At 34.1% G+C, this 13,506-nt stretch carries 15 protein-coding genes; 5 read left to right on the top strand and 10 right to left on the bottom strand.

Annotation, left to right across the window (positions count from 1 at the left end; translation table 11 throughout):
• Positions 1-10 precede the first annotated feature (10 nt).
• The 3 genes from FFS26_RS03150 (at position 11) to FFS26_RS03140 (ending at position 2,705) form a co-directional block, all read left to right on the top strand.
• Positions 11-622, top strand: a complete 612-nt coding sequence (locus tag FFS26_RS03150; protein ID WP_137904255.1) for a low molecular weight phosphatase family protein — start codon at positions 11-13, stop codon at positions 620-622.
• 2 nt (positions 623-624) lie between these two features.
• Positions 625-1,656 (top strand): ACR3 family arsenite efflux transporter, encoded by a 1,032-nt coding sequence (gene arsB, locus FFS26_RS03145; protein ID WP_110009674.1) that lies wholly within the window; start codon positions 625-627, stop codon positions 1,654-1,656.
• Between the two features lie 260 nt (positions 1,657-1,916).
• Entirely contained in the window at positions 1,917-2,705 is a 789-nt protein-coding gene (locus tag FFS26_RS03140; RefSeq protein WP_110009673.1) for a PhzF family phenazine biosynthesis protein, read from the top strand.
• A 136-nt stretch (positions 2,706-2,841) separates the two neighbouring features.
• Here the strand turns inward: FFS26_RS03140 and FFS26_RS03135 are convergent, their stop codons facing one another.
• Both FFS26_RS03135 and FFS26_RS03130 read right to left on the bottom strand, forming a co-directional pair.
• Entirely contained in the window at positions 2,842-3,294 is a 453-nt protein-coding gene (locus FFS26_RS03135; protein WP_137904254.1) for an Hsp20/alpha crystallin family protein, read from the bottom strand.
• Positions 3,295-3,490: 196 nt separating this feature from the next.
• Positions 3,491-4,639, bottom strand: coding sequence for a cation:proton antiporter (locus tag FFS26_RS03130; RefSeq protein WP_228406484.1), 1,149 nt, complete (start codon positions 4,637-4,639; stop codon positions 3,491-3,493).
• A gap of 777 nt (positions 4,640-5,416) precedes the next feature.
• On the opposite strand from FFS26_RS03130, the gene FFS26_RS03125 reads away from it, so the two are divergent.
• Complete coding sequence (locus FFS26_RS03125) at positions 5,417-6,067, top strand: lysoplasmalogenase (protein ID WP_110009670.1); 651 nt, start codon at positions 5,417-5,419, stop codon at positions 6,065-6,067.
• Positions 6,068-6,077: 10 nt separating this feature from the next.
• On the top strand, positions 6,078-7,058 hold the full coding sequence (locus FFS26_RS03120) for a sterol desaturase family protein (protein ID WP_137904253.1): 981 nt from the start codon (positions 6,078-6,080) through the stop codon (positions 7,056-7,058).
• Between the two features lie 135 nt (positions 7,059-7,193).
• Here the strand turns inward: FFS26_RS03120 and FFS26_RS03115 are convergent, their stop codons facing one another.
• From FFS26_RS03115 to FFS26_RS03080, 8 genes are all read right to left on the bottom strand, one after another.
• Positions 7,194-7,886 (bottom strand): hypothetical protein, encoded by a 693-nt coding sequence (locus tag FFS26_RS03115; protein ID WP_137904252.1) that lies wholly within the window; start codon positions 7,884-7,886, stop codon positions 7,194-7,196.
• 497 nt (positions 7,887-8,383) lie between these two features.
• Positions 8,384-8,641 (bottom strand): hypothetical protein, encoded by a 258-nt coding sequence (locus FFS26_RS03110; RefSeq protein WP_110009667.1) that lies wholly within the window; start codon positions 8,639-8,641, stop codon positions 8,384-8,386.
• A 4-nt stretch (positions 8,642-8,645) separates the two neighbouring features.
• Positions 8,646-9,020, bottom strand: a complete 375-nt coding sequence (locus FFS26_RS03105) for a hypothetical protein (RefSeq protein WP_137904251.1) — start codon at positions 9,018-9,020, stop codon at positions 8,646-8,648.
• Between the two features lie 123 nt (positions 9,021-9,143).
• Positions 9,144-9,644, bottom strand: a complete 501-nt coding sequence (locus FFS26_RS03100; RefSeq protein WP_137904250.1) for a hypothetical protein — start codon at positions 9,642-9,644, stop codon at positions 9,144-9,146.
• On the bottom strand, positions 9,641-10,819 hold the full coding sequence (locus FFS26_RS22395) for an RHS repeat-associated core domain-containing protein (protein ID WP_171006223.1): 1,179 nt from the start codon (positions 10,817-10,819) through the stop codon (positions 9,641-9,643). Before FFS26_RS22395 ends, FFS26_RS03100 begins: the two co-directional genes overlap by 4 nt.
• Positions 10,820-10,828: 9 nt before the next feature.
• Positions 10,829-11,941, bottom strand: coding sequence for a hypothetical protein (locus FFS26_RS03090; protein ID WP_228449379.1), 1,113 nt, complete (start codon positions 11,939-11,941; stop codon positions 10,829-10,831).
• A 6-nt stretch (positions 11,942-11,947) separates the two neighbouring features.
• The gene (locus tag FFS26_RS03085) at positions 11,948-12,133 is read right to left on the bottom strand and encodes a hypothetical protein (protein ID WP_137904249.1); all 186 of its coding nucleotides are present in this window, start codon (positions 12,131-12,133) and stop codon (positions 11,948-11,950) included.
• A 3-nt stretch (positions 12,134-12,136) separates the two neighbouring features.
• Positions 12,137-13,414 (bottom strand): hypothetical protein, encoded by a 1,278-nt coding sequence (locus FFS26_RS03080; protein ID WP_137904248.1) that lies wholly within the window; start codon positions 13,412-13,414, stop codon positions 12,137-12,139.
• Between the last annotated feature and the right edge of the window lie 92 nt (positions 13,415-13,506).

Below are 13,506 nucleotides of genomic sequence, written 5' to 3'. Positions count from 1 at the left end.
TTTATCAATTATGTATCAGGAATTATTAAACACGATTCAATCTCTGAAATGGGAAAGTATAGATGCCGACAGAAAAGAAGTTCTGGAGCCTTTGATCAGTTTTATCCAGCAAAAGGTGGATGACCGCAAAGAAATCAACCTGAATTTTATCTGTACCCACAATTCACGCCGGAGCCATCTGGCACAAGTTTGGGCACAGACAGCGGCTTCTTTGTTTGCCATTCCGGAAGTTCACTGCTATTCCGGGGGAACGGAAACAACGGCATTATTTCCTAAAGTCGCGGAAGTCCTGGCGAAACAAGGCTTTTCGGTTTTCAGCATTGCTGAGACCACCAATTCTGTATATGCTGTAAAATATGATGACAACAGTCTTCCGGTAATTGGTTTTTCAAAAAAATATGACAGTCCGTTCAATCCTGTATCTGATTTTGCAGCAATTATGACCTGTTCGCAGGCAGATGACGGATGTCCTTTTATCCCTGGTGCGGAAAAAAGAATTCCGATCACCTTTGAAGATCCAAAGATTTCAGATAATACACCGGAACAGTCAGCAATATATACTGAAAGAAGCTTACAAATTGCAGAAGAAATGTTGTATGTTTTTTCTAAAATCAAAAAATAATCATGCAGCCCAGACTAAAATTCTTAGACCGTTATCTTACCTTATGGATCTTTCTGGCTATGGGGACAGGGATTGCTTTGGGGCATTTTTTCCCGGCTATACCTGATATTATCAATTCACAGTCTCTTGGAACCACTAATATTCCTCTGGCCATCGGTCTCATTCTGATGATGTATCCGCCACTGGCAAAGGTTGATTATACTCTCCTGCCCTTGGCTTTCAGGGATAAAAAAGTAATCGGCATTTCTTTATTGCTCAACTGGATTATTGGTCCGGTTCTGATGTTTGTTCTCGCTATTCTTTTTTTAAGACATGAACCTGATTATATGTCCGGATTAATCCTCATTGGACTGGCCAGATGTATTGCTATGGTGATTGTCTGGAATGACCTCGCTAAAGGAAACAGAGAATATGCGGCATTGCTGGTTGCTTTAAACAGTATCTTTCAGGTATTCACCTATAGCTTCCTGGTATGGCTGTTTATCAATGTCCTTCCCGATCAGTTAGGTCTTGCAAGCTTTAATGTGAGTGTTTCTATGCAGGATATCACAGAAAGTGTATTGATCTACCTTGGAATTCCTTTTCTTGCAGGTTTTCTTACCCGATATGTCCTGATCAAATCAAAAGATGCTGAGTGGTACAACAGAAAATTTGCACCTAAAATTTCTCCTGTGACATTGTACGCTCTGTTATTTACCATCGTACTCATGTTTAGTTTGAAAGGCTCTAAAATACTGGAATTGCCAATGGATGTCATTAAGGTAGCAGTCCCCTTGGTAATCTATTTTGTTCTGATGTTTTTTGTAAGTTTTATCATCAATAAAACATTAAAAATTCCTTATGATAAAAATGCATCCATAGCCTTTACTGCTACCGGAAATAATTTTGAACTGGCTATTGCTGTGGCCATCTCAGTCTTTGGTATTCATTCGCCTCAGGCATTTGTAGGAGTGATTGGTCCATTGGTTGAGGTTCCGGTATTAATACTTCTCGTAAAAGCCAGTTTATTTATGAAAAAGAAATGGTATCATTAATTTCATTACCAAAACAAGAAGCATCGCCAAAACAGTGATGCTTTTTTTATGGATATCAGTTCTTACTCAATTTATAATTTCCACTGCCTTCCTTTTATTTACCACGGAAAATTATTACAAACCGGGGAACGAAGGAATAAATATTTATCTGTATAAGAAAATAAATCAGAGACCATTAAATGTTGTATGGAATTATGCACAAATAAGGACTTTATCTCAGAAATAGATTATCTTTATAGGGAAAGAAATTTTTATTAATAATGAAGTTAGAATTATATCAGATAGATGCTTTTACAGAATCTGTTTTCCATGGAAATCCGGCATGTGTTGTGCCATTAGAAAACTGGTTACCCGATGAAATCCTTTTAAAAATAGCCCGTGAAAATGCAGTGGCAGAAACCGCCTTTTTCATTGATAACGGTGATAGCATTCACCTGAGATGGTTTACCCCTGAAATAGAGATGGATTTATGCGGCCACGCTACCCTGGCTACTGCCCATTGTCTTGTTTCCATCTTAAATTATGAGCGCAATAGAATCATTTTTGAAACCAAAAGTGGCGAACTGACAGTAGATGTTAAAGATGGGATGTATTATATGGATTTTCCGTCCAGAATGCCCGAAGCCTCTACTCTTCCGGATACAATATCCAGATCACTTAATATCCAGCCTAAAGAAGTCTTCAAAGCAAGAGATTATGTTCTGGTATACGATTCTGAAGAAGAGGTAAAAAATATCAGGATTGAAAGATCCGTTTTTGATCTTATTAATCTTGATCCGGGTGGTGTTATTGTAACATCGGAAGGGACAGACAGTGATTTTGTTTCAAGGTATTTTACCCCGCAGTCCTCTATTCTTGAAGATCCGGTTACCGGTTCTGCACACTGTTCACTGATTCCCTTCTGGTCATCAAGATTAGGAAAAGATCAGCTTTTTGCCCGTCAGATCTCTGAAAGAGGCGGACAGCTCTATTGTGAGAACAAAAAAGAAAGGGTCATTGTGGCGGGGAAAGCCCAAACATATTCTGTCGGACATTTCCGGGTAGAGTAAGAGAAGAGAATACAATACTGCAATATTAATGATAAAAGCCTTGAATCATTTGATTCAATGATTTAAGTTGATCTGCATTTTCAAAAATTATAAAAAAAATTGGCTACTCTTTTGGTAGCCAATTTTGTAATTATTTCTATGAGATTTCAATCATCCTTGGTGGTTTCTGCTTCGCTTCTTCTTTTTTCGGGATGGTTAACATTAAAAGGCCATTTTCATATTTTGCATTAATATTATCCTGATCCACAACATCTTTCGGAAGCTCAAAACTTCGCTTGAAAGATTGGTAACTGAATTCTCTTCGTGTGAAGTTTTCATCTTTTGTCTCTTTACGATCTTCCTTGGCTGATGAAATGGTAAGCAGGTTACCATCCAGCCTGATCTGAAAATCGTTTTTATCCATACCTGGTGCTGCAACCTGAACTTCATAAGCCTCTCCGTTCTCCTTTATATTGACCGATGGTACGGTTGTACTGGTAGATGAGTAATTGTTATTGCCCCAGTTAAAAAGTTCACGACCAAAAAAATCATCAAAGACATTTGAAAAGCCCAAATTGCTGTTTCCGTTTCTTCTTATTAGATTATTCATTGTAATCATTTTTAATTAAGTTTAACAATCATTTAAAAACACGTCAGCTGGCCAGCTGTACATAAAATTTTACAAAAAAAATACCATTTGAGTACGAATGAAATTTTTTCCGGTTTTCTGTCATTTTTTCAGAATTTATGACACAAGACACTGATCCTTAGAACATTCAATACTCTTTTGTTTTTATTCTTTATTCTCAATACGAAAAATTTTTACGAAGCCTGAAAAACGTACCGCAACTGATCCATATTGTGGACAATAAAAGTGATAAGCAGGTAATACCCAGGCCGGCTTTATAAAGATCGTACTCTACCATACCGGTTTTGTAAGCAATCGAAATAGCCAGTATTCCAAATTCACCTGTTTGAGAAAGTAAAGCACCTCCATAAAAACTATCCTGCCATTTAAAATTCAGCATCCTGAAAAAGAGAGCCGACATAATACTGTTGCTTATCAGTACAATTAAAGTTCCTATCGTGATCAGCTTATAATTGGATAACAGATAATTGATATCCAGCCGTAAACCAATGGATACAAAAAACAATGCCACAAAGAAAACCTTGAATGGAAGCAGGGAATGTTCCAGCCATTGAAATGCCTGAATTTTTCCGACTAAGACCCCTGCCATAAAACTTCCAAGTGCAGCACTCATACCTACCGTTTCTGCTATAAGGCCAAAGCCGAGACAGATCAGTAAGCCTGAAAATACCTGAAGCTCATGGTCATTTTCAAGGAATGTACTTGAGAATTTAATTTCCTTCAGATGTCTGATTTTCCGGAATATAAAAAAAATGCCGAGACATATGGCAATGGGAAGCATCATATTCCATATACTGAAATCTTTGCTATTCCAGAATTTCAACACAGTGAGCACCGGAGCCAGAAGAAGATCCTGTAATAACAAAATATTGAGGATAATAATTCCAAAGGCAGTATGCAGGGTTCCATGCTTCTTCAGAAACTCAACTACAACTGCAGTACTATTGAACATAAACAGAATGGCGATGAGGAGCACACTTTCAAGATTCAGATGGAGTAACTCACCCACAAAATACGCAAATATAAAACTTAAGAGTATTTTCATCCCCTGAGCCAATAATGGCTTAATGATAAGGCTCTTTTTATTGGGAATATTGATTTCTACTCCGATAAAAAACATCAGTAGTAATATTCCTATTTCGCCAATCGTTTCTATTTCTTCCGGTTTGTTAAATAGCTTTAGTACATAAGGCCCCAATAACACCCCGGCAACAATATAGGCAATAAGATAGGGCTGATTAAATTTCTTCAGTAAAAACATCAGTCCTAAGATGGTCATACACAAAATACATACAGTCCAAAGCATATTGATAACGTTTTAGATTGAGATAATTTCGTATTTAATAGTATTGTCTTATGTTGAATTTCCTCAAACGCTGTCTGTGTGAAGAATATTGAGGTCTGTACCATCCTTGTGGTAACCGATCAGTTCAACTATACTGTTTTTAATTGAAAAAAAATAAAGAGGGATCTCATCTTTATTGCATAAGACTTTCTCAGGAAAAAAGTCAAAAAATTCTGCACCGAACTCCAGTAAAAAATTTTCATTGATTATCATAACAAAATTATTAATAATAAACTCTAACTTATTACATGTTCTGGTTATTAGTTATTTTCAAAATCTGAATACAAAATCCAGACCAAGCTACCAGGTTATAGCCGACCGGAAATCAAGCAATTTAGGACAAAAAAAGGAGACGTTTATTATTAACGTCTCCCTAAGCGCAAGGGAGCCCTGTCGAACTCCTAATCCCATCCTTAACACTTTTGATAGTAGTCATGCAACCCTAAAGTTCAAGGATGAAGAATTTTTCAAAAAATTCGAAAACTACTTTGGAAAAGATGTAATTAAACTGCATAAACTTAAATAATACTTCTAATAATAGTCGATTTCTAAAATAGAAAATAAACTAAAGTGTGACGCATTGTATTTTTATATTTCAAAAGTACTTTATCTTCATTTTATTTGTAATTTAACAATCTGAGCTAAGTGTCACATATAGAATGACTTGATACAAACCTGAGATATATCCATATTGTAACAAGAAAAAAGATAATTAAAAGATTGCAATAAAATAGTACCATGATAAAATCTGTCAATATCAAATTGTTATTAGTCCTTCTTGCCATTGTTTTTGCATTTGATTTAGTATTTATAGCTATGAATCATAGTTCCTGGCGGTTTTTTACCAAGCCACTGTTGTTACCTATTATTGTCTGGTTTTATTTTACGTATTCTCAACAAAATGCATTTCGGATCAACCAGTGGTTTTTGTCTGGATTAATTCTGAGCTTTTTGGGTGATGTGTTTTTGTTATTTGGATGGGGATTTATGCCCGGTTTGGGAAGCTTTTTGTTGGCTCATATTTGTTACATAGCTTATTTTTTTAAGATTGAAAAGAAAAATGCATGGAGTTGGCTTCCCTTTGTTTTGCTTTATTTAGGCTCATTTATTTACTGCATATTTCCTTATTTAAACGAAATGAAGATACCCGTGGTGATTTACGGAATTACCATTGCTACGATGCTGTATTTTAGTATCAGAACTTATTCTTTATTATTAATCCTGGGAGCTGTTTTGTTTGTAATATCAGATTCCGTATTGGCCATTAATATATTCGTACAGCGCAGTATTGGGAAAGAACTTGTTGTGATGATTACTTATGTTTTAGCCCAATTGATGTTGGTGTTGGGAGTGGTTGGTCTTGAAAAAAAGAACAGAATTATCCGATAAAAGAAGACTTATGAAAAGAAAAGATAACCGGTTTTTTCATAGTATTGCCCTATTCTGTCCATTGGATTTTACTGATCCTGTTACTTATTTTATTCCTGTGTTTATCTTGTTGATAGTAGGGGAAATATTTTTGTATCAGATTCCTCAAAAAGTATTCACAAAAAGACTCATCAAAGATAATGTATCGAGTATCGGATTGGGGATAGGGGCAGTAATGTTAGACTTTGGGATGAAAGCTATATCATTATCCTACTTTTTTTGGATTTACAATCATTTTAGGCTTACTGATATTTTCGGGATCAAAGATTTCAATAAATTCTTCACTTTACAATGGCATGCAGATCACTGGTGGCTTTGGTTATTGGTTATGATTGTCCAGGATTTTGGCTTTTACTGGCATCATCGGTTAAGCCATAAAATCAGATTGTTCTGGACAGGTCATGTCAATCATCATTCGGCTACTCATTTGAGTCTTGCTATTGCATTGCGTCAGGGATGGTTTGAAATCATATATCGGGACATTTGGTATATCCCTTTTATCATTATTGGTTTTCATCCTATTATGATTGCTATGATGCATCAGTTTAACCTGATTTTTCAATTTTGGCCGCATACCAATGCTATTGGAAAATTAGGGTGGTTCGATAAAGTATTCAATTCTCCATCCAACCATCGGGTGCATCATTCCCGAAAAATTGAGGATTTAGATAATAATTATGGGGGCATTCTGATGATTTGGGATCATCTTTTCGGCACATACAAAGCGGAAGAAAAGAAAACGACGGATTACGGAATCTATCATAACATTCATACTTATAATGTTTTTCATATCGTCTTTGATGAGTTTGGAAATATGATAAAGGATGTCCGGAATGCACCGACATGGAAAGCGAAATTGGGGTATATATTCAATGCTCCGGGCTGGCATCATCATGATAAAGATGAGCGGATTTCTACTTTGAAGCGGGAATTAGAAGAAAAAATGAATTGATGGTTGTTTAGCATGAAACAAATACGATTCTCTTCAGGTATGTAGTTTTTTATAGTAAGTGCTTTACTTTATACACCTAAATACTGATTTACAAATACTTATCAAAAACAAAAAGGCAGAACGAACAAAATGGGTTTATTCTATACTTTCTAACTCTGAAAATTTTATCTCATCTCTTCTGAATATAAGCTTTTTGCTCTTAGCTTTATCAAACATGAAGAGATAATTTTCCGTCATGCCAACAAGTAACAAATTCTTATCTTCTTTGTACTCAATATTATTAACTGTGAAGATTAACCTTTCATGTCTCGATTCCCCACTATACCTGATTTTATAGAAATCCTGAATGGCTTTGCCTATGGTTAAAAATAACATAATGACAGCCAAATACCTAATTAACTTTTGAAACTTAATATTTCCTTTTTTAACATAGGCGTAAATTACTGCAAAACCAATTATCCAAGTAGCTAAGACATCTATCCGAAACTCTTCAACACAAGACACAAAAATAAAACTTACAATTCCTGCTAGTAACAACATACTAAGAGTTCTACCTTCTGGCTCTTTATCAAAAACATAGACCTTGGACAAAAAAATATGAATGACCAGCAAAAACAAGCAAGTCAATGAAAGCCCCATCAAATACTGCACACTCAGGAGGATAACCTCACTTAAATTTAAGTAATTAATTATGCTAATATTCCAGACAAAATAATAGGATAAAGTATGTACAACCCCTATAGTGGACGTATACAAAGAGATAGTTGCCAGATTTTCTTTTACATAATCAATAAAAGATTTCATGTCGAGCTTTTGATTTTCATCCATAATTAGTCCTTTACAAACTTGAATTTTAGATTGTTAATACAAAAAAACAAAGGAAAGCAGAAACAATAAAGACAACAATACTACAATGAAATCTTGGATTTTCATTTTTTTATAATTAACTGCTATTGAAACAATTAATACAACCTGTATTATAAGACCTAAATAATACCCAAGATTAAAAAGCCCTTGCAATTGTCTGGGATTAATGACTTCATAAATCGAACTAGGGATTAATTTACTGTATAAATTATATCTTACTAATAAACAGATTACTAAAGCCAATGACAGGAAAAAACTTTTCATTTTCATATGATTGTATCTTGTTAGTTCCAATATTGTTATAGCATTTATTTTTTTTGAGTTCTTTGATTCCAGGTCTCAATCTGTTTTTTTCTTTGTTCACATTGTAATTCCAATATAAAGATATCCTATACCCAATATATAGCACTACAAGTATTAAAAGTAAAATATCTATTATAGTTTTGTTTTTTTCATAATTAGTTCCCTGAATTTTTAATTGGTGTTGAACGAGGAAATAAACCTTTATACCTATTGAGTAAATAACCATTTTGTATAGACCTTAAATCAGCTTTACTATCATTCTTATTAAATTTTAAAGCTCCATCTTTAGTGTCTTGTAATGAAAAGCCTAAAACATTCATGTAGTGTCCCCAAATAAAACTCCCAGCATCTAAATGACTGTATGTCTGATAGCCATCTCCTTGAAAGATGTAAAGAGGTCCTTTATCTTTCAAGATTTCAGTAGCAGGATTCAAAGTTTCGCCCTCTACCTGTTGCATAAACAGTCTGTTGTTTGCTTTTGGAATTTTCAATAACTAATTGGTCTGGTTTATCATTCTCATCAACTCTAACAAACTTACCCTCTTCATTAAATATATAATCATCTTCCAATAAGCCTGTTGGGTCGCTAAATCTCAAAAGATTATTAAAACCAAATCGGTAAGGAGTCCAATCACTATGCTCTTCACTCAAAGGGTCTGGTGAAAACCATCTACCTGCTGTATCCAAATAAGGTTGTACATCTGGGTCACTCAAATCTATTTCCCTAAACTCTGTTATCTTCTTGGTTTTTCTATTATATTTTACAGAACCAATATTAACTACAGCATCCATATCGTGAAATTCTAAGTATTTTCCTTTGCCGAGTGTAGCAATTTTAGGATAATAGCCACAGTCTTTAAAAGGATTTCCAATAGCAATATTTTTTCTTCTTCTTCTGGGTTATCAATTAAAGCATTAAAGCTTAATATTACAGTCATATGGATAGCATTTTTTTAATTTGCCATTTGAGTCAAAATTCAATATCCATGTTTTAGGGTCATAATAGTTATTAGAATCAGTAGAGTGTGATTCTGAAACCTTATTTATTTTTATGGACTTTAAGAAATCAGCTTTACTATCCTTGTTAAATATACAGAATATGTTACTTCTTGTCTTGTAAACATTGAAGTTTTTTACAAATTCATTTATTTGATATTCATTCTGAAATTTATAAATAGTTAATGTAAAACCTTCATATTTGTTTTCATTAGAAGAGCTATTTTTAACTTCTGTTACTAAAGGCATTTCTTGGAAATATATTGCAAAAGTAGATTTATAGGGATCTATATTTATATGTTTAGAAAATTGATTTGTTAGATTTTGAATTAAATTTTTATCATAGATTGTATTAATCTTTGTTTGAGCTTTACATGAATTCAATAAAGTAAAGCATATAAGTAATATTAGGTTTTTCATCTATTTAATTTTCCTTCATTAGTTATTGAAATAATTTTTTCACTGTCAAAACGTATTCTAAGTGCCCCATCTTTATAATATGGTGAATATAGGATAAATTTGGTTGCAGGATTGTTACCAGCAGCTTTAATATCACCTGTAGGTAGTCCCTTACTGTAAGTAAAATTTCCTGTATCCTTAAAATAGTTAACATTAAAACCACTTGGCCAAAAGGTAAAAGGGTCAGGATGACTATGTTCACTTTCAACTAAGTTGGCTCCTAATTTTACAAGAGGAACCATATCCTCAAGATGTGCTGTTCCAACAAAACTAAAATTATCATTTTTAGAATTGGTAAATAAATTTCTATTAAATTCAACATTTGAATTAGAAGATAAATAATCAAAAACATTTTGAGCCTTTTCAGTATTACCCCCAAATTTAATGTAATCATAAGTAACAGTTTTAAGGCTTCCAAAGATTTCTGCTGTTACTTTCTCTGAAACAGAGTTTTTAGCCATGTAGCCTTTCTCACCAACTTCAACACCTCCATCATTGTTAGCTTTAAGATTTCCATTCTTATCAAAGTTTTTCTCAGCATATATAACATCAGTTTTAGACTCTGCCATCCAAGTGAGATTACCAGATTTATCTAATTTATAAATATCCGTTGCCTGCCTTCCATCAGGGTCAATAAACCTTAAAGGATTATTCATAGCATAATTATAAGGAGACCATCTTCTAAATTCTTCACTTAAAGGGTCAGGTGAAAACCATCTACCTGCTGTATCCAAATAAGGCTGTGCATCTGGGTCACTCAAATCCATTTCTCTGAACTCTATAATATCTTTGGTTTTCCTGTTAAACTTTACGGAACCAATATTAACTACAGCATCCATATCGTGGAATTCTAAGTATTTTCCTTTGCTTAGCGTAGCAATTTTAGGATAATAGCCACGGTCTTTAAAAGGATTTCCAATAGCAATATTTTTTCTTCTTCTTTCTGCTTCTTCAGGAGTAATGGTATCTCTGGTTTTCAAAACCTCATCCATATAAGGTCTGTTTCTCTCTTCTTTAGTCAGTTTAACAGGATTCACCCATTTATTTTCAACTTTTGCCTTAGTTTGGGGTTTCTTGACTTGAGCTTGTGTAATTCCTGCCAGAAGTACAAAACCAGTAAGTATAATTCTTTTCATTGTCATTTGTTATTTCGTAAAGTTATTCATTAATTTTTTATTCTCGTATTTATCTCTCTCAGTTCTCAGAGAAACAAGCCAGTCTAAATACATTTCCTCTGGCATTTGTCTATATCCGATGTCATAAATATGCCCATATTCCTTTGTCATAAGCTCCATGAGTTCTTTGGCTTTTGGGTCTTGTTGAGCCTTTTTTATGTTTTCAGGATTAGTGGAACTCAAATTCTGTTTATCCATCAGCTTTTCAAACTGTGCTTTATGTGTTTCGGCTTTCAGAATTAAGGCTTTGGCAAAGTTTGGATAAATCTCTATTGCTCTGTTTATCGTTTTTAGTACAAATTCTCCATCATTATCAGGAAAATTCCTATTATATGCCTGTGCTAAATCAAATAAACATAAAGCAAGGCTTTCTTTGTTATTCAGGGCTTTCATAAACACCCCATTTTTGATGGCATCTAAGTGAATGTATCCAGAAGCCATTAACCATGAATCCTGTGGAAATATCCCACTTGTAAGCTCTGTATTGTACCATCCATCAGATTTAATTTGATGTTTGATATAAACATGGTTTGGTGCTAATGCCAGATTAGCCTCAACACCCAATTCCTCTGCCAGTATCTTATATAGATATGGCATAGAATTACAGTTTCCTTTTTTAGTAGCCAGAAGTTTAGATACAAATAAGTTGGTAATATCTTTATGACCAAATACATCCTCAAAATCATAATTGAAAGGTTTGTACTGAATTACGGTATCTTTAATAGCAATTGGCAAAGTCTGGCACATGATAGAATAGACTGCTGCATATTTACTTACTTTATCCTTGTCTGACTGTTTATAGGTCAAATCTCTGCTCTGAACAATATTATTTGCAAAACTCTTTAGAAAGACTATTTCTCGATTTAATTTGTCTGTATCTAACTTACCTTGATAGTAAGCATTTTCTACACTAAAAACAGCCTCTTTGAAACTGTATTGCTGTTTATCATTAAGCATATTATCAATAGTTTGATAAGCATCATTATAAAATTGGTTGCTTTGTGCCTTAATTATTCCTGTACTCAACCAAACAAAAAGCAGAGATAAAAGGAATGTGTTTTTATAGGATAAGTTTTTTTTCATTATTGTTTATAGATGTTTTGGGTCTATTGGAAAATATTGAGCTTTCTCATTAGACTGCTGAGACTCTTTTTTCTTTTGTTCCTGAGCTTTTCTTAAAGCTTCCTGTTGTTTCTGCTTTTGATTTTCAGCATTAATCTGTTTCATTCTTTCGGCAAGAGCTTCACTTTTCTGCCTGTTGGCTTCACCTTTCATATTTCATAACCACTCTTCATAAGCACCCTCAGGCATCGGGACGTAACCCAAATTGTCAATATTGCTGAACTGGGCTTTAGTCTCTTGTAATAGAGCTAATGCTCTCGGATAAAACCTAATGTTTTGCAGTTCCTCAGGGTTTTCAAGATTCTTAATTCCCAATTGCCCTGCTACATATTCCAGTTTAGCCTGTTGAAAAGTTGATTTTAGGAGATTTGCATAAATGTTTTTTGGTGAGTATTCCAATGCCTTGTCTAAAGTCTTGCCTACAAACTCATCCATTCCGTACTTATGGGCATAGCCATTGGCTAAATCTGCATAGAACTGTGCTAATAACTCTTTTTTGTTTTGCTCCTTCATATAAATATCATTCTGCAAAGCTTCTGATTTTATATAGCCTGATTCCAAAATAATGGAGTTTGTAGTAAATATTCCATTGGTTAATTCTGCATTCTGCCATTCCCCCTCTTCATCCTTAAACTTGACATAAGTATGATTTGGGGCAAAGGCTAAATGAGCTTCTGCATTCATTTCCTCTGACAGCATCAAATAATACAATGGCATAGAGTGACATTGCCCAGAGCCTGTTTTAAGGAGTTTTGATACAAACATCTTGCTCCAATCCTTTGCACCCATGTAATCCTCAAAATCATACTTGATAGCTTTGTACTGAGCCCCTCCCAGCTTCATACCTTTTGAGAGGTATTCAAAAATCATGAGGTTTTTATCTGTATTGCTTTCAGTATCCTGCTTTCTATCTTTCATTTTCTGTAAGAGCTGTTTTGCTGTTTTCTGAATGCCAAATTTAAACTGATTATAATTTTGTTTATTCCCATAATAGGCATTTTCAACAATGAAATTGGCTTCACTTATGGAATAATTGTCAGTATTGAGTGAGGCTAATTGATTGTAAGCATCATAATAGGATTGTGTGCCTGCTTTTCCTGAAAATGAAGGGAGGTTATAATAAGAATCTTCTAAGGCTTGTTGTCTGTAATAATTCTCCTGTTTATTTCTGAGTTCTTGCTCCTGAGCAACCTTCTTAAAGTCCTCCTGCATCATTCTTGCATTCTGCTGTTCAATCTGTGAACTCCTTTGATTATGTAAACCACCATGAGGAACAGAGGGAATAACAGAACTTGCTGAACTTCCATAATTTGGATTTGAAAAGTTACCCAGATTGCTTGGTGCAAAAGCTTGGGAAGTAGGAAAATTTGGAATCTGTCCCAATCCATAAATACTTATACACAGCAAAGGCAAAATCTGTATTTTTTTCATCATAAATACTCTTATATTGTGTTTTTTAGAGGTTTATAAATCTACAAAAATTCATTGAATTGTGAAAATTATATGTTGAGAGCACTTATTTTATC

Source organism: Chryseobacterium sp. 2VB, assembly GCF_005503635.1.
GTDB lineage: Bacteria > Bacteroidota > Bacteroidia > Flavobacteriales > Weeksellaceae > Chryseobacterium > Chryseobacterium cupriresistens.
This window is presented reverse-complemented; position numbering and strand designations above follow the sequence as displayed.